This is a genomic window from Myceligenerans salitolerans (assembly GCF_017349295.1).
In the GTDB taxonomy this organism is placed as follows: Bacteria; Actinomycetota; Actinomycetes; order Actinomycetales; family Cellulomonadaceae; genus Myceligenerans; species Myceligenerans salitolerans.
The window spans coordinates 148,068-171,585 of record NZ_JAFMPK010000046.1 but is presented as its reverse complement, the minus strand read 5'-3'; the positions used below and the strand labels follow the sequence as shown (position 1 = coordinate 171,585).

The 23,518-nt window shown below is 71.8% G+C and carries 20 protein-coding genes; 8 read left to right on the top strand and 12 right to left on the bottom strand.

Annotation, left to right across the window (positions count from 1 at the left end; translation table 11 throughout):
- The 4 genes from J0911_RS13560 to rimP all read right to left on the bottom strand — a co-directional run.
- Positions 1-328: translation initiation factor IF-2 N-terminal domain-containing protein (locus J0911_RS13560; protein ID WP_207275980.1), on the bottom strand; the 328-nt coding region annotated here is incomplete at its 3' end.
- A gap of 165 nt (positions 329-493) precedes the next feature.
- Positions 494-688 carry a YlxR family protein gene (locus J0911_RS20855; RefSeq protein ID WP_246012414.1) on the bottom strand — a complete coding sequence of 65 codons (195 nt, stop codon included), beginning with the start codon at positions 686-688 and terminating at the stop codon, positions 494-496.
- Positions 689-859: 171 nt separating this feature from the next.
- The gene (nusA, locus tag J0911_RS13550; RefSeq protein ID WP_207275978.1) at positions 860-1,939 is read right to left on the bottom strand and encodes a transcription termination factor NusA; all 1,080 of its coding nucleotides are present in this window, start codon (positions 1,937-1,939) and stop codon (positions 860-862) included.
- Between the two features lies 1 nt (position 1,940).
- Positions 1,941-2,612: a ribosome maturation factor RimP gene (gene rimP, locus J0911_RS13545; protein ID WP_207275977.1), complete on the bottom strand. Its 672-nt coding sequence runs from the start codon at positions 2,610-2,612 to the stop codon at positions 1,941-1,943.
- A 209-nt stretch (positions 2,613-2,821) separates the two neighbouring features.
- Between rimP and J0911_RS13540 the strand changes: the two genes are divergently transcribed.
- Positions 2,822-3,913, top strand: a complete 1,092-nt coding sequence (locus tag J0911_RS13540; RefSeq protein WP_207275976.1) for a DUF4439 domain-containing protein — start codon at positions 2,822-2,824, stop codon at positions 3,911-3,913.
- Positions 3,914-3,977: 64 nt separating this feature from the next.
- On the opposite strand, the gene J0911_RS13535 is transcribed toward J0911_RS13540, so the two are convergent.
- Positions 3,978-5,801: a proline--tRNA ligase gene (locus J0911_RS13535; RefSeq protein WP_207275975.1), complete on the bottom strand. Its 1,824-nt coding sequence runs from the start codon at positions 5,799-5,801 to the stop codon at positions 3,978-3,980.
- 106 nt (positions 5,802-5,907) lie between these two features.
- Here J0911_RS13535 and J0911_RS13530 point away from each other — a divergent pair, with 106 nt between their 5' ends.
- A complete protein-coding gene (locus J0911_RS13530) occupies positions 5,908-6,879 on the top strand; it encodes a DNA-formamidopyrimidine glycosylase family protein (RefSeq protein ID WP_207275974.1) in 972 nt (323 codons plus the stop codon).
- Positions 6,880-6,882: 3 nt separating this feature from the next.
- On the opposite strand, the gene J0911_RS13525 is transcribed toward J0911_RS13530, so the two are convergent.
- The 3 genes from J0911_RS13525 to J0911_RS13515 form a co-directional block, all read right to left on the bottom strand.
- The gene (locus tag J0911_RS13525; protein ID WP_207275973.1) at positions 6,883-7,818 is read right to left on the bottom strand and encodes a GNAT family N-acetyltransferase; all 936 of its coding nucleotides are present in this window, start codon (positions 7,816-7,818) and stop codon (positions 6,883-6,885) included.
- A gap of 12 nt (positions 7,819-7,830) precedes the next feature.
- Positions 7,831-8,973 carry a flavodoxin-dependent (E)-4-hydroxy-3-methylbut-2-enyl-diphosphate synthase gene (gene ispG / locus J0911_RS13520; protein WP_207275972.1) on the bottom strand — a complete coding sequence of 381 codons (1,143 nt, stop codon included), beginning with the start codon at positions 8,971-8,973 and terminating at the stop codon, positions 7,831-7,833.
- 73 nt (positions 8,974-9,046) lie between these two features.
- Positions 9,047-10,345, bottom strand: coding sequence for a M50 family metallopeptidase (locus J0911_RS13515; RefSeq protein WP_307865079.1), 1,299 nt, complete (start codon positions 10,343-10,345; stop codon positions 9,047-9,049).
- Positions 10,346-10,519: 174 nt separating this feature from the next.
- Between J0911_RS13515 and J0911_RS13510 the strand changes: the two genes are divergently transcribed.
- Positions 10,520-12,913, top strand: coding sequence for a hypothetical protein (locus tag J0911_RS13510; protein WP_207275971.1), 2,394 nt, complete (start codon positions 10,520-10,522; stop codon positions 12,911-12,913).
- Between the two features lie 114 nt (positions 12,914-13,027).
- On the opposite strand, the gene dxr is transcribed toward J0911_RS13510, so the two are convergent.
- A complete protein-coding gene (gene dxr / locus J0911_RS13505; protein ID WP_207275970.1) occupies positions 13,028-14,188 on the bottom strand; it encodes a 1-deoxy-D-xylulose-5-phosphate reductoisomerase in 1,161 nt (386 codons plus the stop codon).
- Positions 14,189-14,234: 46 nt separating this feature from the next.
- Complete coding sequence (locus J0911_RS13500; RefSeq protein WP_207275969.1) at positions 14,235-17,036, bottom strand: tetratricopeptide repeat protein; 2,802 nt, start codon at positions 17,034-17,036, stop codon at positions 14,235-14,237.
- 187 nt (positions 17,037-17,223) lie between these two features.
- Here J0911_RS13500 and J0911_RS13495 point away from each other — a divergent pair, with 187 nt between their 5' ends.
- From J0911_RS13495 to ehuA, 5 genes are all read left to right on the top strand, one after another.
- Complete coding sequence (locus tag J0911_RS13495) at positions 17,224-18,123, top strand: DUF8814 domain-containing protein (RefSeq protein WP_207275968.1); 900 nt, start codon at positions 17,224-17,226, stop codon at positions 18,121-18,123.
- A gap of 399 nt (positions 18,124-18,522) precedes the next feature.
- Positions 18,523-19,407 carry an ectoine/hydroxyectoine ABC transporter substrate-binding protein EhuB gene (gene ehuB / locus J0911_RS13490; protein WP_207275967.1) on the top strand — a complete coding sequence of 295 codons (885 nt, stop codon included), beginning with the start codon at positions 18,523-18,525 and terminating at the stop codon, positions 19,405-19,407.
- Positions 19,408-19,487: 80 nt separating this feature from the next.
- A complete protein-coding gene (locus J0911_RS13485; RefSeq protein WP_207275966.1) occupies positions 19,488-20,207 on the top strand; it encodes an amino acid ABC transporter permease in 720 nt (239 codons plus the stop codon).
- The gene (gene ehuD, locus J0911_RS13480) at positions 20,204-21,052 is read left to right on the top strand and encodes an ectoine/hydroxyectoine ABC transporter permease subunit EhuD (RefSeq protein WP_242636707.1); all 849 of its coding nucleotides are present in this window, start codon (positions 20,204-20,206) and stop codon (positions 21,050-21,052) included. Before J0911_RS13485 ends, ehuD begins: the two co-directional genes overlap by 4 nt.
- Positions 21,039-21,854, top strand: coding sequence for an ectoine/hydroxyectoine ABC transporter ATP-binding protein EhuA (ehuA, locus tag J0911_RS13475; RefSeq protein ID WP_207275965.1), 816 nt, complete (start codon positions 21,039-21,041; stop codon positions 21,852-21,854). The genes ehuD and ehuA overlap by 14 nt, the downstream gene beginning before the upstream one ends.
- Positions 21,855-22,053: 199 nt before the next feature.
- Here ehuA and J0911_RS13470 read toward each other — a convergent pair whose 3' ends face one another.
- Positions 22,054-22,842: an SDR family NAD(P)-dependent oxidoreductase gene (locus tag J0911_RS13470; RefSeq protein ID WP_207275964.1), complete on the bottom strand. Its 789-nt coding sequence runs from the start codon at positions 22,840-22,842 to the stop codon at positions 22,054-22,056.
- Between the two features lie 127 nt (positions 22,843-22,969).
- Positions 22,970-23,512: a DivIVA domain-containing protein gene (locus J0911_RS13465; RefSeq protein ID WP_207275963.1), complete on the bottom strand. Its 543-nt coding sequence runs from the start codon at positions 23,510-23,512 to the stop codon at positions 22,970-22,972.
- Positions 23,513-23,518 lie beyond the last annotated feature (6 nt).

Sequence of the window (23,518 nt, the reverse complement as noted above, 5' to 3'; positions counted from 1 at the left end):
CCGCAGGGGCGGCAGGCGCGGGAGCCTCGGCCGGGGTCTCCGGCGCGGGCTTCGGGGCAGGCTTGGCACCGGGCTTCGGTGCGGACTTCGCCGCCGGCTTCGGCGCGGGCTTGGCCCCGGGCTTCGGGGCAGGCTTCGCACCGGACCTGGCAGATGCCTTCGCGGCACCGGCGTCGGTGAACTTGTCGCGCATACGCCGCGCGACGGGCGCCTCGAGCGTCGATGACGCCGAACGAACGTACTCGCCTGCCGACTTCAGCTCGGCGAGCAGGGTCTTGCTTTCCACTCCGAGCTCCTTGGCGAGCTCGTAGACGCGGACCTTTGCCACAACTCTCCTGTCTCGGTCCGTCCCGAGGCAGGGGCGAACCGCACTAGTACGACGTACTCATCGCTGGGGACTCATCGGGTGCCCATCGGCTTCTGACCCGCTTTCCTGTCGACGATTCGCTGGTGCGGCCGGACGTTTCCGCGCCCGGTCGTGACGTCCCGGCCCTCACGGCCCGAGATGCTCCCGGAGCTCCGCCAGATCGACGGGGCCACCCGCGCGCAGTGCACGCGGTATCGCCCGACGACGCTCGGCGAGCTCCAGGCATTCTGCTCCCGGATGGATCCAGGCACCTCGCCCCGGCAGGCAGGCCCGCACGTCGACGACGATCCGGGGCTGCGCCGCTGCGGGATCCAGAACCACACGCAAGAGAGCAGACCGCTGGTCACGTCCCCGGCATCCGACGCACGTCCGCACCGGACCTGTCGGTGCGGGACGTGATGTCGTCACCGAAGTGGCCCCTGAAGCAGAAGAGGACGGAGTACGGGCTCGCGGCCCAGACTCGGTCAGTCTACCTTGCCTGTTCAACTGCTGTTACCGGTTCGGCGACATCCGAGCGCCGCCCCCGCCGCCCGCGGACGCCTCGCCGGCGTCTCCGTACCCGGCCGGGTCGGCCGCCTCGTCGGACCGGATGTCGATGCGCCAGCCGGTGAGCTTCGCGGCCAGGCGGGCGTTCTGCCCCTCCTTGCCGATGGCGAGGGACAGCTGGTAGTCGGGGACGACGGCACGCACGGCGCGGGCGGACTCGTCGACCACGGTCACGGACGAGGTCCGTGCCGGGGACAGCGCGTTGGCGACGAAACGGGTGGGGTCCTCGCTCCAGTCGACGATGTCGATCTTCTCGCCGTGCAGCTCGGTCATCACCGCCCTGACGCGCGCGCCCATCGGCCCGATGCACGCACCCTTCGCGTTCAGGCCCGCCACGTGCGAGACGACGGCGACCTTCGTCCGGTGGCCCGCTTCGCGCGCCACAGACATGATTTCCACCGACCCGTCGGCGATCTCCGGAACCTCCAGCTCGAACAGCTTGCGCACGAGACCGGGGTGCGTCCGGCTCAACGTCACCTGGGCGCCCTTCATTCCCCGGGAGACCTCGACGACGTATGCGCGCAGCCGCTCGCCGTGCTCGTACTCCTCGCCCGGGACCTGTTCGTGCGGCGGGAGCACGGCCTCGGTGTCTCCGACGTCCACCAGCACCATGCGCGGGTCCCGGCCCTGCTGGATGATGCCGGCGACGACCTCGCCCTCCTTGTCGCGGAACGTGCCGAGCACCTGGTCGTCCTCCGCGTCACGCAGACGCTGGACGATCACCTGACGCGCGGTCGCCGTGGCGATCCGGCCGAAGTCGCGTGGCGTGTCGTCGAACTCCGGCCCGAGCTCGACCGGGGCAGGACCCGCGGGGTCCTCCGGGTCCGTGTACGCCTCGATCTCCTCACGGGCCCAGACCGTGACGTGACCGCTGCTGCGGTCGACCTCGACGCGCGCGTGGCGGTAGGAGTCGGGCGTACGGTGGTACGCCGAGAGCAGGGCCTGTTCGATCGCCGAGACGAGCACATCCAGACTGAAGTCCTTCTCGCGCTCCAGCATGCGCAGCGCGGCCATGTCGATATCCATCTCAGCCCTCCTCGTTGCGGCCCGTGGCCCCGCGGCGGGGCCGTCGGGTCACGGCGTCGTCGTCAGCACCAGAACTCTCGCTCACCGCGGCGCCGTCGGCATTCCCGGCGCCCGGGCCCGCGGGCGCGCCGTCGCGCGCCACGTCGTCCTCCGCGGACGGCACGGAGGCATCCTCGTCCGGCCCGGGGTCGTCGGGCCGGCGGAGCTCGACCTCGATCCTTCCCCGGCGCACCTCGGACAGCGCGATCCTCCGCGAGTCGTCCAGCACGAGAACGGTGTCGTCGCCGTCACCGGCCACGTCGGTGAGTCTGCCCGACACCGCGTCGCCCCCGTCCGCACGGGTCAGCGTGACCAGCCGGGTGCGGGCGCGCCGGAAATGGCGCGGGGTGGTGAGCGGCCGGGAGGTTCCCGGCGTGGAGATCTCCAGGGTGTAGGCCCCGGCCACGACGTCGTCGGCGTCGAGCGCGGCCGACAACGCGCGGGAGACCTCGCCGAGCGTGTCGGAGTCCAGGCTGCCGATCCGTGTCTCGGGCAGGTCGAGCGTGATCCGCACGACCGACCTGTTCCCGGCACGCGTGACCCGCACCTCCTCGAGATACAGGTCGGCGTCGTCGACCACCGGTCCGACGATCCGGCGGACGTCGTCCTCCTGCCGGCTCGCGGGCTGCGCCATCGTGTTCCTCCCGTCGGCTCCCTGAAAAGGGGGTACCGCTCGAGCCAGGACCCGACCGGTGTGCTGTTGTCTACTGCGCTCAGCCTACGACGCGCCGCGTCCCGGGCGCAGGCGCAGCGACGTGACGTCGGACGCAGGCCGGGTGGTGCACCGGACGACTCCTGGGACATGCGCGAGCTCCTCAGCCGGACGTGGCATCATCAGGCACGATGAACCCCAACCCGGCCGCGCCGACCCGCCGCACCGCACGATCGCGCCGACGCGCGGCGATCGGGCTCGCCTGCGCGCTGCTGCTGAGCGGTTGCGGGGTGCGCTTCGACGCTCCCCCGCCGACCGAGCCGGTGCCCGATCCGGTCGAGATCGTCCGGCGTACCGCCGTCGACGACGCGCTGCACGTGGCCGAGCAGGCCGAGGCCGTCGCAGCCCGCCGGGACACGAGGCCGCGGGTGGCCGAGACGCTCACCGGCATCGCCGAGATCTCGCGGCAGCATGCCGGCCAGCTGGGTGGCGAGTACGAGTCGGGGCTGGAGTCCGAACCGTCGAGCCCGGCACCGTCCGAGGCTCCCGACGCCACAGGGCCCGGCGCCGTGCTCACCACCCTGACGGACGCGGCCGCGCGCAGTGCGACCGCCGCCGACGTGTGCGAGGACGGCCCGCTGGCGCGGCTGCTCGCGTCGATCTCGGCGGCGCAGACGCTGGCGGCACGTGACCTGGCGGGGGCGGCCGGGCGGAAGCAGCCGGCCTACGCCCCGCCGGCCGTCCCGGGAACGGAGGACTCCGGCCAGGCGACGGCGTCCGCACCGCCGGACGACGCCGGGACCGGCGAGTCGGACACGACGACGGCTGCCCTCACGCCGTCCGCCCGTCCCACGACGGCGCCCGGCGGCCTGGCGGAGGCCGATCTCGCCGCCATCGTCCTGGCCGAGGACTCCACGGCCTACGCGCTCGAGGTCCGCGCCGCGCAGGCCGACGACGAGGACGTCAGCGAACGGCTCACGGACCGCGCGGAGACACACCGCCGGCGAGCCGAGGGGTGGGCACGTGTCGCCGGCGTGGACGACACCGGCTCGGACCCTCGCCGGGCCGCGTACGAGCTTCCGAGCCCGGCCGTGACGAGCCCGGACGTCGTCCTGGAGGCCGAGGGCAAGCTCGCCGCCGGCTACGCGAGCATGGTGGGTCGCGCGGAGGCGGACACACGCGCCGTGGTGGTCGCCCTGCTCGCGGACTCGGCGCTCGCGCAGAGGTCCTGGGGAGCCCCGACGGCGCCCTTCCCCGGCCTGCCGGAGCAGGCCGGGGACTGACCCCGCAGCAGGCGGAAGACTGATCCCCCGGGACCGGGCCCGGAGCTGTCGAGAGCCCGGCGGCTCAGTCCGCCAGGAGCTGCTCGACGCGGCGGGCGGTCTCGGTCACGACGTCCTCGACCGAGAGCTGCTCCGCGTCCCCGGCGCGCGGGCGCACCTCCACGACGCCGTCCTTCAGCCCGCGGCCCACCACGACGACCAGCGGCGCACCGAGCAGCTCGGCGTCGGCGAACTTCACGCCCGGGGTCGCCTTGGGCCGGTCGTCGTACAGCACCTCGACGCCCGCGGCGACGAGCCCCTGGGCGATCTGCTCGGCGGCCTCGAACACCTCCGCGCCCTTGCCCGTCGCGACCAGGTGCACCTGCACCGGGGCGATCTGGGCCGGCCAGGCGAGGCCCTTGTCGTCGTGGTTCGCCTCCGCGAGCGCGGCCAGCGCGCGCGTCACGCCGACGCCGTACGAGCCCATCGTGACGACCGCCTGCTTGCCGTTCTCGTCGAGCACGGTCAGGCCCAGGGACTCGGCGTACTTGCGGCCGAGCTGGAAGATGTGGCCCATCTCGATGCCGCGCGCGAGCTCCAGCGGGCCGGAGCCGTCCGGCGCCGGGTCGCCCGCGCGCACCTCGGCCGCCTCGATCGTGCCGTCCGCCGTGAAGTCGCGACCGGCCACCAGGTCGAACACGTGCCGGCCGGGCTCGTTCGCGCCCGTGATCCAGCGGGTGCCGGACACGACCCGCGGGTCGAGCAGGTAGCGCACGGCGGACCGCTTCTCGCCGTCGTCCCCCTCGACCTGGGCACCCTGCGGGCCCAGGACCTGCGGGCCGATATAGCCCTTGACGAGCTCGGGGTGGGCCGTGAAGTCCTCCTCCGTGGCCGGCTCGGCCTCGGACGGCGCGACCGCCGCCTCCAGGCGCTTGAGGTCGACCTCGCGGTCCCCCGGCAGCCCGACGACGAGCAGCTCACGCGCCCCGTCGGGGTGGCGCAGTGCGAGCACGACGTTCTTCAGGGTGTCGGCGGCGGTCCAGGCACGGTCAGGGCGGGGGTACTTGTCGTTCGCGCAGGCGACGAGCGTCTCGATGGTCGGCGTGTCCGGGGTGTCCTCGACGTGCGCGGCGGGGGCGTCGTCGTACGGGACCGCCTCGGGGACGGGCGTGACGACGGCCTCGACGTTGGCGGCGTAGCCGCCGGCCGACCGCACGAACGTGTCCTCGCCGATCGGTGACGGGCTGAGGAACTCCTCGGACTTCGAGCCACCCATGGCGCCGGACATCGCCGAGACGATGACGTAGTCGAGGCCGAGCCGCGAGAAGATGCGCTCGTAGGCGTCGCGGTGCTTCTGGTAGGCGGCGTCCAGGCCGTCGTCGTGCACGTCGAAGGAGTACGAGTCCTTCATGACGAACTCGCGCCCGCGGATCAGCCCGGCACGGGGGCGCGCCTCGTCGCGGTACTTCGTCTGGATCTGGTAGATCACCAGGGGCAGGTCCTTGTACGACGAGTACAGGTCCTTGACGAGGAGGGTGAACATCTCCTCGTGGGTGGGCGCGAGCAGGTAGTCGGCCTGCTTGCGGTCCTTGAGCCGGAACAGGCCGTCGCCGTACTCGGTCCAGCGTCCCGTCGCCTCGTACGGCTCCCTCGGCAGCAGCGCCGGGAAGTGCACCTCCTGGCCGCCGATCGCGTTCATCTCCTCGCGCACGATCGCCTCGATCTTGCCCAGCACACGCAGTCCGAGCGGGAGCCACGAGTAGATCCCCGGAGCGGCCCGCCGGATGTACCCGGCACGGACCAGTAGCTTGTGGCTGGCGACCTCGGCGTCGGCCGGGTCCTCACGCAGCGTGCGGACGAAGAGGGACGACATGCGAAGCAGGTCGCCCGAGCGAAGTGCGGATGACATGGGGGCAACTCTACTGGCGGGCCGGCGCGGCGGGCAGTGCTGCGCGTGGCCGGGAGCGGACTCCGCAACGCTGGCGGCATGTGCGGCGACCGGCGAGGATGAGCCCATGCCGGAACTCCCCGAGGTCGAGGCGCTCGTGCGGTTCCTCGGCGAACGCACCGCCGGCCGTACCGTGGCCGGGATCGAGGTGGGCAGCATCGCCGCGTTGAAGACGGTCGACCCACCGCCCGCGGCACTGGTGGGCGGCGTCGTGCGGGGCTGGGAGCGGCACGGCAAGTGGCTGGATCTCGCGGTGTCCGCCGACGAACCGTCGGGCGGCGACGTCCGGGGGTCGTCGGGGTCCGCGGAAGGCACCGCACCGCGCCTCTCCACGCACCCCGTGCACCTCGTGTTCCATCTGTCCCGGGGCGGCTGGGTGCGCTGGTCGGACAGGCTGCCGGCCACACCGGTCAGACCACGGCTCGGCGGCTCGGGCAAGGGCGCGGTCATCGCGCTGCGCGTCCGGTTCGACGACGGGTCCGGGTTCGACCTCACGGAGGCCGGCACCCGCAAGCGTCTCGCCGTGCACGTGGTGCGCCGGCCCGCGGACGTCGGGATGGTGGCGTCGCTCGGGATCGACCCGTTGGACCCGGCGTTCACCGCCGGCGAGCTCGGGCGCCTGCTGGACGCGAGGAACCAGCAGGTCAAGGGGCTCCTCCGGGAGCAGTCGGCGATCGCCGGCATCGGGAACGCCTACTCGGACGAGATCCTGCACGCCGCACGGTTCAGCCCGTTCAAGCTGACGCGGACCTTCACCGAGGAGGACACCGCCCGGCTGCATGCCGCGATCGAGCAGGTTCTCGCCGGTGCGATCGCGGCGGCGACGGGGAAGCCCGCCAAGGAACTCAAGGACGCGAAGCGCGCGGGGATGCGGGTGCACGGGCGGACCGGCGCACCGTGCCCGGGCTGGGACGGGAGTCCCTGTGGCGACACGGTCCACGAGGTGAGCTTCGCGGACCGCTCGCTCCAGTACTGCCCCACCTGCCAGACCGGCGGTCAGGTCCTCGCGGACCGGCGCATGTCCCGGCTCCTGAGGTAGCGCTCAGAACAGTACGGTGGCGAAGGTGCCCACCTGCTCGAACCCGACACGGCGGTAGGTCGCGAGGGCGCGCTCGTTGTAGTTGTTCACGTAGAGGGAGACGACCGGGGCGATACTCTCGCGCACCGCCCCGACGACCGCCGCCATCCCGGCGACGGACCAGCCCCTCCCCCGGAACAGCGGGTCCACCCACACGCCCTGGATCTGCGCCACGGCGCCCGCCACGGCCCCGACCTCGGCCTTGAACGCGACGGTCTCGCGTCCGCGAGGAGTGGTCTCGGTACGGATGAAGGACCGGCCGTCGGCGATCAGGGACCGCACCCGCTGCACGTACGGGCCGCCTCCGCCCGCCACCGGGGAGTAGCCGACCTCCTCGGTGAACATGCGCACGCAGGCGGGCAGCACCATGTCCAGCTCCGCGAGCGTGGAACGCCGCAGCGCCGGATCGGGTGGGACGTCGGGCCCGCGCGTGATCGCCATCGACGGCTGGTCGACCCGGATCTCGCGCGGTGCCGGCCAGTACCGCTCCAGGCCGTCCCAGAGGCCGAGCGCCGCCTCGCGCTCCCCGACGATCGAGCTGGACCGGCGACCCTGCGACCGTGCCAGGGCGGCGAAAGCCGTCGCCGCGGCGTTCTGGCGGGCCGCGTCGAGCGTCTCCGGCACCACGGGCACCAGGTTCGCGCCGGCCCAGCAGACGGCCTCGATCGGTCCCGTGGCGGGAAACCCCCAGACCTGACCGCCCGCGGCCGTGAAACCCGACCGGGTGGCGATCTCCATCCGTGACGCCGCGAGCACGGACGCGACCGGCTCCGCGTAGCACACCGCGAGCGCCTCGGGCAGGTCCGGCATGCCGAGCACGCGCGCCTCCGCCGAGGAGCGGGGTCCGGGCGCACGCCCCGTGCCACCGCGAGGGTGGAGCGGGGTGCGCGAGGCGGCCATGAGCTCGTGTCCCTAGCCGACCGTCACCACGGGCGCGCCCGCCTGGGCGTCGTTCTCGGGAGCGGGCATGGACTCGGCGATCCGCATCGCCTCGTCGATCAGGGTCTCCACGATCATCGACTCGGGCACGGTCTTGATGACTTCGCCCTTCACGAAGATCTGGCCCTTGCCGTTGCCGGACGCCACGCCGAGGTCGGCCTCGCGGGCCTCGCCCGGGCCGTTGACGACGCAGCCCATGACGGCGACACGGAGGGGCACCTCCATGCCCTCGAGCCCGGCGGTGACCTTCTCGGCGAGGGTGTAGACGTCGACCTGGGCGCGGCCGCAGGACGGGCAGGAGACGATCTCGAGCTTGCGGGGGCGCAGGTTCAGCGACTGGAGGATCTGGTTGCCGACCTTGACCTCCTCGACGGGTGGCGCGGAGAGGGACACCCGGATGGTGTCGCCGATGCCCTGGCTGAGCAGCGCGCCGAACGCGGTCGCCGACTTGATGGTGCCCTGGAAGGCAGGGCCGGCCTCGGTGACGCCGAGGTGCAGCGGCCAGTCGCCGCGTTCGGAGAGCAGCTGGTAGGCCCGCACCATGACGACGGGGTCGTTGTGCTTGACGGAGATCTTGAAGTCGTGGAAGTCGTGCTCCTCGAAGAGGCTCGCCTCCCAGACCGCGGACTCGACGAGGGCCTCGGCGCTCGGCTTGCCGTACTTCTCCAGGAGGCGCCGGTCCAGGGATCCGGCGTTGACACCGATGCGGAGGGAGACGCCGGCGTCCTTGGCCGCCGCGGCGATCTCCTTGACCTGGTCGTCGAACTTGCGGATGTTGCCCGGGTTGACGCGGACGGCGGCGCAGCCGGCGTCGATGGCGGCGTACACGTACTTGGGCTGGAAGTGGATGTCGGCGATCACGGGGATCTGCGACTTGGCCGCGATGGCCGGCAGCGCGGCGGCGTCGTCGGCGCTGGGGACCGCGACGCGCACGATGTCACAGCCTGCCGCCGTCAGTTCGGCGATCTGCTGGAGCGTGGCGTTGATGTCGGTGGTGGGGGTGGTCGTCATGGACTGCACGCTCACGGGCGCGTCGCCCCCGACCTCGACCTTGCCGACCCGGATCTTGCGGGTCTTCCGGCGCGGGGCGAGAACAGGCGGGGGTGCTGCTGGCATGCCAAGACTGATCGCGGTCACGGTGTCCAGTATCCATGTTCCGGACGGCGCACTCGCAACCCGGTGGCAGGGATCACGTGATCCGCACCGGATCCACCAGGTCCGCGACGATGAGCAGGCCACCGAGCCCGAGCAGGGCGAGGAACACGACGTAGGTGACCGGCGTGAGGCGTGCGACGTCGGCCGGTCCCGGCCGGGGCAGGCCGCGCAGCTTGTGGAGCGCCCGCTTGGCCGCCTCGTAGAGCGCGTTGACCACGTGGCCGCCGTCGAGCGGGAGCAGCGGGATGAGGTTGAACACGAACAGGGCGATGTTCAGGCTGCCGAGGATTCCGATCGCCCAAGCCACCCGTTCGCTCGTCTGGTCGTAGAAGGCGAAGCCGTCGCCGAGCATGACGCCGACGCCGACGACGCTCTGCACGGAGTCGACGGACCGCTCCTCGTCCGTGAAGGCCTGGCGGGCGGTGTCGGCGATCCGCACGGGGAGCGTCGCCACCATCTTCATGGTCTCCCATGTGCCCTCGCCGACCAGCGGCAGCACGTCGGACCACTGGCCCCTGACGCGTTCCTGGAGCGGGCTGAAGCCGATGAACCCGGACGACTCCAGCACCGGTTCGCCCGTGTCGTCCTCGTCCACCTGCTTCTCGACGACCGTCGGTGTGACGGTCAGTTCCACCTCGGTGCCGTCGCGCTGCACGACGACCGGCACCGTGCGCGTTCCCGTCTCGGCGATGAGCCCGGACAGCTGTTCCCAGCTCGTCACGGTGGTGCCGTCGTAGGTGGTGATGACGTCGCCCTGCGCGAGACCCGCCTCCGCGGCCGGGACCGGCGTGTCGGTGCACTCCGGATCGTCGATGGTGTCCACGGTCACCGCGGCCGGAACGCACTCGGACACCTGGCCGACGGTGGTGGTGACCTGCATCTGGCCGAACCCGACGATCAGGATGCCGATCATCACCGTGGCGATCACCAGGTTCATCACCGGGCCGCCGAGCATGACGACGATCTTCTGCCAGGCGGGCAGGTTGTAGAACGCGCGGTGCTCCTCGCCCGGCCGGACCTCCTCGTTGGACTGTTCCCGCGCCTCGGCGATGAGGCGCCCGAACATTCCCTTGCCGGTCTCCCGCCCCTCGGGGGCCGGCGGCATCATGCCGACCAGACGGACGAAGCCGCCCAGCGGGATCGCCTTGACGCCGTACTCCGTCTCTCCCTTGACCCGGGACCAGAGGGTGGGACCGAACCCCACCATGTACTGGCTCACGCGCACACCGAACTTCTTGGCGGGAACCATGTGCCCGATCTCGTGCAACGCGATCGACAGCATGATGCCGACCAGCAGAACGAGGAAGCCTGCCACCCAGGGAAGAACGCTCACGCGGCGAGCCTACGGCACCTGCCTGACGGCGACGTGGGGATCCGGCGAAGGGCTCGCGCGCGATCGCGCGGAGGCGGGGGGGTGACGTCCGCCGTGCGACCCGCTTGGCCCGCCCCCCCCGCCAAATTTGCCTTTCGTTGACCGTGACATGATCTCGTGAATAATCTGCCGTCCATGGCAGACCTCGCAGAAGGGACGGAACTGGACGAGCACCGCGCCCACCTCCCCGCCGACCTCGACCAGATCGCCGAAGTGGTGTTCGACACCGAGGCCCGCGTGAGTGCCGACCACGCCTCGCCGCTGGCGAACCGGCTGCGCGGCCTCGGGTTCGACATCCCACGGATCTGGGCGGCGCCCCGGTGGAACATGGGAGCCACCCGCGCCTCCCGCCGCCGGCACACCGACCCCGACGACCCGCGCATCCAGCGCGCAGCCGAACTCCTCGAACAGGTCGTCGAGACGCCCTGCGGACCCGCACTCCTCGGCCTCTACCTCTGGTCGATCGCCGAGGACGCCTCCCAGCAGTCCGCCCGCCACGGGCGCGTCGCGGCCGCACTCACAGGCCTCCGCCGCGCCTGGATCGCGAGCCGCGAGCGGGTCCCCTGCCGCCACTGCCGCAGCGAGGCGGACGCCGTCGTGGCACTCGGCGACGCCTTCCGCGCCCGGCTCGACGTGGCCGCGGCCCGCAACTCCGGCAACGTCGACCGATTCGTGGTCATGCTGGACCGTGCCGTCCAGTCCTCCGCGCGGCTGGAGGAAACGGCCCGGCGGATCGCCGACGAGACGTCCTGCCTGCGCCGGCACCTGCTGCACCAGGCACGGATCCGGTTGCGCTACTTCAGCGTGGTCGGAGAGGCGGCCATCGCGACACGAGCCACGCTCGGCGGGGACCCGTCCGGCATCAGCGGTGCGATCGAGCAGCTGCGGGAACTCGAACAGGCGCCCGGCCTCAACTACATCCTCGCCAGCGAGCTGCGCGCCCACCGCGCGCACCTCGAGGCGCTCGCCGCCGGGGTCGGCTCGGACTGGCTGACCGTCGACCGCTGCCGCACGGTCTACGTGTTCCCCTTCGGCCTGCCGCAGATCGACGGCGCCGAGGCCACCGAACGCATCCGCGGGCTCGTGGGCAGCTCGCTGCCCGAGCTGCTCGGCACCCGCGCCGTGTCGGTGCGCACCGCGCTCAAGCTCGACGACGTCTGGGACACCGAGGATCCGTTCGGCGCCTTCGACGGCGCGACCCTGAACCTGCCCGACGTACGCGTCACCCAGCCGGACGGGACCCCCGTGGCGCACCTCTCGTGCGAGGTCCGGTTCGGCGACCTCGGGAACCACTACGTCCGGTTCCGCCAGACCGGGAAGCAGCTCGGGCCCCAGGAGGTCCGCGACGCCCGCTACCTGGTCTCCAGCCTGCACGACGACCTGCGGATGCACTGGGACATCCCCCGGCCCGACGGCACGGCCGCCAGCGCCTCGATCGTCGACTCCTCCGGCTACCACCCGGTACACCTCTTCCACCTCGCCTACCGCCTTCAGGAAGCCATCGCCGCGTACTTCGCCGGCCGGCCCGAGGGCTGGCGCACCCCGGAACGCCCCGACAACCCCGGCCCCGTCCTGAGCCAGAACCTCGCCCGCGGCCGCTCACACGTCCTGACGTTCGTGGTCGAGGCGAGCGCGGGGCGCGGTCCCGCCTGCCCCCCGCAGGACCGGCGCCCGGTCACGCGGGCCGACGAACTGCTGGCCACGTACGGCCACCAGCCGCTGCTCCAGCCCGTGCCGTACAACACGACGTCGCTCGTCGACTGGACGCTCCCCCAGCGTCAGCCCGTACTCCTGGAAGGCGTGCGCAACTCCGGCGACCTGGTCGCGGTCACGCCGAACGCCACGACCATCGCCATGTTCGACACGGCGCACTTCAAGATCGTGCAGTACGGCTCCCTCGTGGAGTTCGTGGCGAGCATCAGCGGCATGCTCGCGGCCTGGAACACCCGCCTGGCACAGTACTTCGACGAGGTGGAGGACATGCTCGGCCGGCCCGAGGCGGAGGAGACCGACCTCGCCGCCCGCACCACCTACCTCAGCCAGCAGCAGCTGCAGCTGCATCGGTTCGCCGGCCGGGCGCGGCGTGCGATGTCGGTCGTGAGCTCCCCGACCCTGCTCGCCTCGGCCACCGAGTACCAGCAGATGGCCGAGCTGCTGCGGGCCTTCGACCTGACCCGCCAGTCCCGCGAGCTCGACCGCCGGCTGCGCGAGCTGCTCGCCGAGCCCATCGCCGCCCGCCTGGCGACGGTTCGCCGGCAGCACGAGGAACGCGAGGCCGAGGAGCAGCGCCGCACCCTGGAAGGCCTCACCGTCGCCGTGTCCACGTTCGCCGTGCTCACCGTGTTCCACACGATCCTCGCGATCGCGGTGGAGGCGAACGACTGGGGCGGCTGGGTCCCGGTCACCCTGGCGGTCGTCTCCAGCGTGTTCGCGTTCGTCCTCGCCGTGGTGGTGTTCATGGTGTGGGTACGACGCCTGCGACGTCCCGGGAGGCGTCCCGTCCTGCCCGGGTACCGTGCCGCGCGCTGACCCGGCCCGCCGGAAGCCCTCCGTCCTGCCGTCCGCGCCCCGGGCAGCCGCGGCACGAAGGGCCGCGGCACGAAGGGCCGCGGCACGAAGGGCCCCGACCCGGGGCGACGTGGCTCAGCCGACGACGACGGAGCGGGCCCGCTCCCTCGCCCAGGCGTCCGCCGCGAGCACACCGGCGACCGACGACGCGTCACCCGGTTCGCTCGCGTGCGCGTCGACGACCGCGGCCACGGTGTCCACGATGTCGGTGAACCCGATCGCGCGGGAGTGGAACGCGTCCACGCACACCTCGTTCGCCGCGTTGTAGACGGCGGGGAACGTGCCCGCGGCCTCACCCACCTGGCGGGCGAGGCGCACGGCGGGAAACGCGTCGTCGTCCAGGGGCGCGAACTCCCAGGTGGCCGACCGGGTCCAGTCGATCGCCACGTCGACGTCGTCCAGCCGTTCCGGCCAGGACAGCCCGAGCGCGATCGGTACGAGCATCCGCGGGGGTCCCGCCTGCGCGACGGTGGAGCCGTCGACGAACTCGACCATCGAGTGGATCATCTGCTGCGGGTGCACGACGACGTCGATCGCGGAGAACGGCACACCGAACAACAGGTGCGCCTCGATGACCTCGAGCCCCTTGTTGACGAGGGTCGCGGAGTTGGTCGTGATGACCCGCCCCATGGAGAAGTTGGGATGCCGGAGCGCCTGTGCCGGCGTGACGTCGCGCAGTTCGGCGCGCGACATACCGCGGAAGGGACCGCCCGACGCCGTGACGACGAGGCGTCGCACCTCGGTCGTGGCGCCGGACCGCAGGGACTGGGCGATCGCGGAGTGCTCGCTGTCGACCGGGACGATCTGGTCCGGGCGCCGCACGGCCGCCCGCACCAGCGGACCGCCGACCACGAGCGACTCCTTGTTGGCGAGCGCCAGCGTGGAACCCGCTTCCAGGGCCGCCAGGGTGGGTCGCAGGCCGACCGATCCCGTGATGCCGTTGAGCACGACGTCGCTGCCGCGGCCCGCGAGGTCCGTGGCGGCGTCGGGCCCCGCGAGCACCTCGACGCCGGCGGCACCGGCACCGGCGAGCGCCTGACGCAGCTCGTCCGCACGGCTGGCGTCGGCCACGCCGACGGCACGCACACGGAGTTCGGCCGCCTGTGCGGCGAGCCGGGCCACGTCGCCGCCGGCGCTCAGCGCCTCGACGCGGAAGAGGTCCGGGTGCCGACGGACGACGTCGAGGGCCTGGGTGCCGATGGAGCCGGTGGAGCCGAGGATGGTGACGCTGCGCACCGGCCCATCCTTCCAGACCGCGACGGTCGTCCGGCGCGGTGTCGCGTCAACGTGACCGGGCCGGCGCCACGGGCGTGCTCCGGGTGCCGCATGCCTCGGCCAGGACCGCCAGGGAGAGGTCGAGGTCCTCGCGGTAGCGGGCACCGTGCAGTGCGACCAGGTCGTGCCGGATCGCGACGGCCTCGGTGGCATGCTCCACGGCCTCGTCGGTCAGGCCGAGCGTCACCAGGAGGGAGGCGCAGGTCGAGCAGGCACGGGCCAGGTCGGGGCGGAAGCGTGCGGGACACCGGGCCGCGAGGTCGCGCAGCAGGCCGATCGACTCACGCAGGAGCTCGGCGGCCTCGGTGACGCGGCCGAGGTCCGCGTACGTCGCCCCGAGGTTGGTGCACGCCGACGCGAGGTCGGCCCGGTGGCGCTCGGGGTCGTCGGCGGCGAGCCGGCGGAGGATCTCGACCGCCTCTCTGGTCGGTTCGACGGCGTGCTCGGGCTTGCCCAGGTCGGCGTACCGGACGCCGAGGTTCGACAGGGAGCGCGCCAGGTGCTGGTCGTACCGCTCCGGCGCCTCGGCGGCGAGATCGCGGCGGATCGCCACGGCTTCCTGCTCCAGCGGGAGCGCCTCGGTGTACCTGCCCAGCCGTGAGCAGGTCACACCGAGGTTGGAGAGGGAGGAGGCGAGCATGTACGCGTAGGCCCGTGGGTTCTGGCGGGCGAGCCGGCGCCGGGTCGCGAGCGCCTCGCTCTCGAGCGCGTAGGCGTGCTGGGCGCGCCCCAGGCCGGATAAGTGTGCGCCGAGCTGGGCGAGGGAGAGCGCGAGCTCCCAGTCGTACCGTTCGGGCTCCGCCGCGGCGAGGTGGCGGCGCATCTCCAGGGCCTCGGTCTCGGCGACGACGGCCTCCTCGAGGCGGCCGAGTTCGGCGAGCGCGTAGCTGCGCAGCGACAGCGCGAACGCCAGCTGCGGCTCGACGTCGACGGCGTACCGGCGGGCGAGACGGCGCCACAGGTCGAGCCCTTCGGTGACGGCCTCCAGCGCCTCCGCGGGCCGCCCGCGGTCCACGTCCGTCCCGCTGCCGATCAGCGCCCGGGCGAGCTGGGCCTCGTACTGGACCGGGTCGCGCCGGACGAGCCGGCGCAGCACCGCCACCTCCTCGAGTCCCGTCTCCTCGGATTCCGCGTAGCGGCCGAGGGACGCATAGGTCGACGACGCGGCCCGCAGGACGGCGGCGAGCTCGGGCTCGTTCCATACCTGCTCGCGGGGCGGGCAGGCGCGGAGGATCACCAGCGCCTCGGTGAGCGCGCCGAGGGCGTCCACGTGGCGGCCGAGACTGTTGCGGACGGTTCCCAGGCCGCTCAGTGCGCGTGCGAGACACCGGCCGTAGCGCTCCGGGTCCTCGGCGGCGACGGTGCGCCATGCGGCGACGGCTTCCGAGGCCGGCTGGAGCGCCTCCTGGTGCCTTCCCAGGACCCAGAGGGCGCGGGTGCGGTGGGTGAGTGCGTCTGCCCATGTCGCGGGCGTGCTGTCGAGCTCCAGGATGCGGGCCGTGAGCACCTCCGGCAGGCCGCCGGGTGGTGCCGGATGCTGTGGGAGCAGGCCCAGCAGCCCGCCCAGCGCGTCCGGGTCGGGCGGCAGGTCGTCCGCGAGGCGGCGGAGCACGGCCTCGACGGGAGCGCGCCGGGACGCGGACGGGGGGTCGATCTGCGCGTGGCACAGGATCGCGGCGGCACGGTGCGCGGTGGCGGCGGGCAGCCCGTGGGCCCAGCCGTCCGCGAGCCACGGGGTCGCGGCGAGGCGGCGGGCCACGTGCTGCTCGACCATCCGGTGCGGCAGAGCGGCACCGACGTCACCCGCCGAGCCGCCCAGGCCTCGAAGCCAGGTCACTCCCGCGTCGGTGGCCAGCACGGGCGCCGTCCTGCGCAGGGCTTCTCGGGCGGCGTCGTCCGATTCGGTTCCGAGCAGCATCGCGGCCGCCACGGCGTCCTCGACGTCGTCGGTGGGCAGACCGGCACGGGCGGCCTCGGCCGTCCAGCGTTCCCGCTCCCGGTCCAGCAGGGCGGTGACCGCCCGGGAGGGATCGACGATGACCGGCGCCGGATCGGCCGCGGGTGTCGCGGCTCCGCCTTCGAGGACGGCGACGAGCGCGGCCGCGTGCAGGTCGAGCGGGGACGGCCGCTCGGCGGAGCGTCGCACGGCCAGCTGGCGGGCGGCGCCGCCCAGCCGGCGCGCGAACACCTGCGCCGCAGTCGTGACGAGCTCCTGCTCGTCCTGGTCGTACGGCGGAGCGAGGTGCGTGGTGGAGGTGCGCACGTCGCGGCCTGCCCACAGGTCGCTCGCCCAGCGCAGCCGGTGCCACCACTCCCGGCCCGTCCGGGACAGGAGCAGCACGCGCAGCCTGCCGCTCGCCGAGGAGCGCAGGTGTGCGAGGAGCTTCGCGAGGTCGGTGCGCGAGGCGGCGTCGTCGACGACCACGAACACCTTGCGGGTGGCCGGCGTGCCGGCCGACAGCACGGCGCCCAGGTCGTCGTCGCCCGGCCGGATCCAGAGGCATCGCCACCCCGACCGGTCGAGCCGCCGCGCTGCCTCCACCCCGAGGCGGGTCTTGCCGACTCCTCCCGGACCGGTGGTGAGCCGGACCTGGACCGGGTGGGGATCACGGCACCAGGCCAGGAGTTCCGCGAGTTCGGCGTCGCGCCCGGAGTACGGGACGACACGCCGTGCGGGATCGAGGAGTGAGCACGGGCCGCCGTCGGACGGGCGGCCACGGAACGGTCCGGCGTTCGCGATGCGGCGCCACGCCGTCCGCGTCCGTTCGAGTACCTGGGGGCCTCGCCGACCATCGATGTCCACGCTCATGGTGCCCCAGTGAACTCCCGGCCGCCGGAGGGCTCCAGTCCTGGTCGTGATGCGCTTCCAGCCACGATGCCCGGGTTCGGCCTCTTGCGCTCTATATGGGCATTGGAGCGACGAAGCACCTCAAAGGCCGCCTTTCGTCGCCAACTCTCACGTTGCGGTTGAACTTGAGGTCACTTAGCGTCGCGACATGAGTCTTCCCACGGACCAGAAACCGACCAGGTCGGCCTTCTCGGTGATGAGAAGCACGCTCGCCCGCACCACCGCCGTCGCGGCGGTCGCGGCAGTCGCGGTCGGCACCGCGGTGTCCGCGACCCCGGCGTCCGCCCTTGCGCCGGACACCGACCGGACGGCGACCGCGCGAATCAGCTCCGCCGAGGACGGTTCCGGCGCCCCGACCTATCGCGTGTTCGCGACCCGCGAGGGCCTCGTCGGCCACACGACGGCCAACGGCCACCGGATCAAGAAGAACGACCACTTCGTCGCGCTTCCGTCACGTCTCGCCCTCTCCGGGAAAGGGGAGGGCGCCCGCTCGGTGCGCGTCTGCGCCCCTGCCACGGGACGCTGCGAGTACGCGCCCGTCTGGGACGTCGGTCCGTGGAACATCGACGACAACTACTGGGACCCCGCGAGCCGGCGCGCCCGCTTCGCCGATCTCCCCCGCGGCGTCCCCGAGGCGCAGGCCGCCTACTACGACGGCTACAACGGGGGCAAGGACGGCTTCGGGCGCGAGGTGCGAAACCCCGCCGGCATCGACCTCGCGGACGGGACCTTCTACGACGGGCTGGGCCTGACCGGCAACGCATGGGTCGACGTCACGTTCCTCTGGCTGGGCGACGGGCCGACGGGTACGATCCGGACCGGAACGAGATGGCCGCTCAACGTGCGATCCGGGCCCGGCACCAGTTATGCGCCGTCGGGGCTGGCCGCCGCCGGAACCCGCGTCACCATCCGGTGCACGGTCTGGGGCGAATGGGTCGACGGCCACCTGGGCAGCACTCCCCTGTGGAACAAGATCGGCCCGGGACACTTCGTCTCGGACGCGTACACCCGCACCGGGACCGGCCGGCCCGTCGCACCTCCGTGCTGACCACGGTCGGAGCGCAGATCACCGGTCGACACAGAGCACGAGTCGGACCATACGGCGCACGAGTCGGACCATACGGCCTGTAACGGGCCCGTAGCGGTAACCAGTGCCCCCATGGGCGATCACAGGTAGGGTCTCGAAGCGGTAACGAAATGCCACCGTCGCCACGGCGTTCGACACCATGCGCGCACACGCCTGCGATGGCGGTATTTTCGCAGGTCAAAGCCGCTTTTTTCGAGCAGGACCACAACACCTGCCCAGGTGTACAGGAGCACCGACACCCTGTTCCATACGTCGTTGAGAACCCAGACGGCCTCGGCATAAGGTCAAAGCCAATCCAGGCAAACCCGAACCGGCGTGCCAGGACGGCGCGCCGCAACGCAACCGAAAGGTCGTGGCCATATGGCCCTCCGACGCAAGACGACCCTGGCCGCGCTGACCGCGATCGGCGCCCTCACCCTCGCCGGCTGCGGCGGCGGGGACAACGGCAGCGAGGACGACGCCAGGGAGACCCTGACCATCGGCATCGCCAACGAGCAGCCCTACGGCTACATGGGCGACGACGGCAAGGCCGCCGGATTCGATCCGGAGATCGCGCGTGAGGTGCTCGGCACGATGGGCTACTCCGAGGAGGACCTCGAGTTCAAGGTGGTCGAGTTCGGCCAGCTCATCGGCGGTCTCCAGGCGCAGCAGTTCGACCTCGTCGCGGCGGGCATGTACATCAACGCCGAACGCAAGGAACAGGTCCAGTTCTCCGACCCGGACTACTGCACCAAGGAATCGTTCGCGGTCGAGGCCGGGAACCCGGAGAACATCGTCGACTACCAGTCCTTCGCCGAGAACCCGGACCTGACGATGGCCGTGGCGAGCGGCACGGTCGAGGTGGGGTACGCGGAGGACGCCGAGATCCCGGACGAGCAGCTCAAGCCGTACTCCGGCATCGACCAGATGTACGACGCCCTCGCGGCCGGCGAGGTCGACGCCGTCAGCGGTACGGCCGCCACGGTCAGCGGCCAGGTCAGGAGCCGCGACAACATCGAGGCCGTCGACGCGTTCATCCCGAAGGACGCCGCGGGCGAGGAGACCCTCCCGTGCGGCGGCTTCGCCTTCCGCCTCGACGACACGGAGTTCCGCGACGAGTTCAACACCGAGCTGAACAAGCTGCGCGAGGACGGGACGACGACGGAGATCATCACGTCCTTCGAGGACGCGGACGGCAACCCGTACTTCACGCCCGAAGACGTCGAACTGGCCAACGGACTCACGGTCGACGACTTCACGAAGTGACAAGTCTGACGTGACGCGGGCTCCGGGGCCGCTCGCCGGCTCCCGGAGCCCGCGCCGCACTATCGGAAAGGTCCATACTCGTGGAATCGTGGCTCCTGTCAGGTAGCCAGTACCGCCTCCTGCTCGAGGCGTCCGGGACGACGCTGCAGATCCTGGCCTACGCGTTCCTGCTCGGCATCGTGCTCTCCCTCGTCGTCGGGATCGCCCGCCTCTCGGAGCGCGCCTGGGTGCGAGGTCTCGCGCTGGTGTTCGTGGAGTTCGCACGAGGCATCTCCTCAATCATCCTGCTCTTCATCGTAGCGATCGCGATCCCGATCCTCTTCGGGGCGGAACAGGCCCCGCTGATCCTGCTCTCGGCCATCGCACTCGGCATCAACATGGGCGGCTACGGCGCCGAGATCATCCGCGGCGGCATCCAGGCCGTGCCGAAGGGGCAGACGGAGGCGTCGATCTCCCTGAACCTCGGTCCGGCACAACGGCTCCGCCACGTCGTCCTGCCGCAGGCCCTGACGATCATCCTGCCCCCCATGGGCAACCTGACCATCGAGATCCTCAAGGGCACAGCGCTCGTCAGCCTCGTCGGGATGACGGACATCATGCAGATGGCACGCAACATCCGCCAGCAGCAGCTGGCGGACGCCGTCGGGACGCAGCCGGTCCTGTTCCTGAACGTGCTCGTCCTCTACTTCATTCTCGCCCAAGTGATCAACCTGCTCTTCAAGGTCGCCGAAGCGTGGTTGGCCAAGCGGTACGAGGGTGGTCCGGCGCTGACCGGGACCGAACTGGAGGCGATCCGATGAGCACCGTGACCCACGAGGAGAAGACACCGGACATGGAGGAGATCCACCCGCACCGGCGCTGGTACCGGCGACCGAGCGTCGTCGTGCCGGTCGTACTGGTGGTGATCGGCTACTCCATCCTGGTCAGCCCGCTGGTGCGGGAGCAGAACTTCTTCCGTCCGGAGGTCGCCGCCGACGGCGGTGTCACGTTCGACTGGAACTTCTTCGTCCACCTGTTCCCGCTGATGCTCCAGGGACTCGTCGTCACGGTGAAGGCGACGCTGATCGGCTTCCTGCTCGCGATCGTGCTCGGGTTCTTCCTCGCGCTGGGACGACGCTCGAAGCGCCGGTTGCTCAGCTGGCCCGTCACGGCCGTGATCGAGTTCATCCGCTCCACACCGCTGCTGGTCCAGCTCTTCTTCTGGCAGGCGCTCGTGCGGGCGAGCGAGGGAATCACCCTCGAACCGATCACCATCCTCGCGCTGGGCCTCGGGATCCACTACGCGACCTACTGCTCCGAGGCCTACCGGGCGGGGATCAACAGCGTCGACAAGGGCCAGTGGGAGGCGGCCACGGCGCTGAACCTCGGTCCCGTGACGAGCTGGACGCGTGTCGCGATCCCGCAGGCGGTGCCGAACGTCCTGCCCGCGCTCGGCAACTACCTGATCGCGGGCTTCAAGGACGCCCCGATGGGCGTCGCGGTGAACGCTCACGGCCTGCTGTTCTTCGCGGACCAGGTGCGCAACGACACCTTCCGTGCCACCGAGCCCTACCTGATCGCCGGTGTCGGCTTCCTGCTCGTGAGCCTCCCCGCCGCGTGGCTCGTCCGCCGACTTGAGAAGAGGATTTCCTATGAGCGTGTCTGAGACCACCACGGCTCGCGACATCTCCAGCAAGGGTGCCGCCGGCGTCCGGATGCGGGGCGTGACGAAGGCGTTCGGCCAGAACGTCGTCCTGCGCGACCTGGACCTGGAAGTGGCACCCGGCGAGAAGGTCGTCGTCATCGGCCCGTCGGGTTCCGGAAAGACCACGATCCTGCGCACCACGATGACGCTGGAACGGATCGACGCCGGCACCATCGAGGTGGGTGGCCGGCACCTCTACCACGAATCCGTCAACGGCAAGCTGCGGCCGGCCCGCGAGAAGCACATCCGCGAGGTGCGGTCCGACATCGGTATGGTCTTCCAGCACTTCAACCTGTTCCCGCACATGACGGCGCTGGAGAACATCATGCTCGCGCCGATGAAGGTCCACGGGAAGTCGCGTCAGGAAGCCCAGGCCCTGGGCGTGGAGCTGCTCGACAAGGTGGGCCTCGCCCACGCCGTCAACCAGACACCGGGCCAGCTCTCCGGAGGCCAGAAGCAGCGGGTCGCGATCGCCCGCTCTCTCGCGTGCGAGCCCAAGGTGATGCTCTTCGACGAGGTCACCTCCGCGCTGGACCCCGAGCTCGTCGGGGAGGTCCTCAACGTGCTGCGTGACATCGCCGAGGAGGGCCGCACGACGATGATGCTCGTGACGCACGAGATGGGCTTTGCCCGCGAGATGGCCGACCGCGTCCTGATGTTCGACGGCGGCCAGATCATCGAGTCCGGCCCCCCGGCGGAGGTGCTCGGCTCCCCGCAGCACGAGCGCACGAAGGCCTTCCTGGGAGCGGTCAAGTCGCACTGAGGCGGGTTCACCTCGACCACAGGCGCCGAGGCCGGACGCCGTCTCGCCGGCCCCCGGCCCCGGCGTTCCGTGGCCGGGTTCCGGACGGGCGTGCGGTGCCCGCGTTCCGTGCGGCGTTCGGCCCACAGCGTGCCGTGTCCGGCGTACCTCACACGGTCGGGACGGGGTGGCGCAGCCGTCCCCGCCTCGACCGCCGGCCTCACTTGGGCTGCATGCGGATCGCGCCGTCGAGACGGATGACCTCACCGTTGATCAGCGGGTTGGCGACGATCTGGCGGACCAGGGCTGCGTACTCCGCCGGGGAGCCGAGGCGCGACGGGTGCGGGACCTGCGCCGCGAGGCTGGCCTGAACGTCGTCCGGCATTCCTGCCATCATCGGGGTCTGCATGATGCCGGGCGCCACCGTCACGACGCGGATCAGCAGCTTGGACAGGTCCCGGGCCATCGGCAGGGTCATCGACGCGATACCGCCCTTGGACGCCGCGTACGCCGCCTGCCCGATCTGGCCGTCGTACGCGGCCACCGAGGCCGTGCAGACGACGACGCCCCGCTCGGGGGTCTCCGGACCGCCGGGGACCTGGCCCGTGCCCGGCTCGTCGGCGGCCATCGCCGCCGCCGCGAGGCGTGTCACGTTGAACGTCCCGACCAGGTTCACGCGCACCGTGCGTTCGAAGACATCGAGCGGTGCCGGACCCTCGCGCCCGACGGTCCGCCCCGCCGTGGCGATCCCCGCGCAGTTCACGACGACACGCAGCGGACCGGCCTCCCGCGCCGCGTCCACCGCCGCCCGCACCTGTTCCTCGCTGGTGACGTCCGCCGCGACGAACCGGGCACGCGGCCCGATCTCCCGCGCGGCCTCCGCGCCACGTGACGAGGACAGGTCCACCAGGATCACCGATGCCCCGTCGTCGGCCAACGCCCGCGCCGTCGCGAACCCGAGGCCCGACGCCCCGCCCGTGACGATCGCCGATGCTCCGTCCAGCTTCATGCATGCCTCCTCGATGAGGTACCGCCGCGCGGGGTCTCCGCGCTCGACGAGGACAGCCTAGGAGACGGGCCCCGCTCGCCGGCGTCGCGGTGGGGCGGCGCGGCGTCGCGCACGCCGGTCTGCGGCGTCACTCGACGCCGAGGAGAACCTCCACCGCTCGCGAGAAGAACGCGTCCACGGAAGCCTCCTCGTACGCCTCCGGCCCTCGGGCACGGCCGAAGGTCGCCGAGCGCACCTCGGCGGCCGTCAGCGGCTCCTGCCGGTCGAAATAGCCGACGAGCCGGTCGCACAGGTCGTCGACGTCGTCCATGTTGTAGCCCTGCTGCCCACGCTCGGCGGGCGCGAACTTCTCGCCGTCGGGCCTGCCCAGACGGCCGTACAGCGTCCGGGCTCGCTCGGCGAGCGCGTTCATCCAGGCCTGCTGGCCGTTCGCGGACACGTACTCCGCACGCTGCCGCGCGATGAACGCGGCCTCGAGACGGTCGAGCGCCGCGTCGACCTCGTGCGTGTTGTAGCCGCCCCGGACCAGATCGAACGTCGAGGCCTGGATGTCGGCGCTCGTCACGCGCTCAGCGGTGCGGCCTTCGTAGGCCTGGCGGGCGTGCTCGAAGAACTCGTCCACCTCGTCCCTGGCGTAACCGGTGCGATACGGGGGAACGTTGTTGAACATGCCACC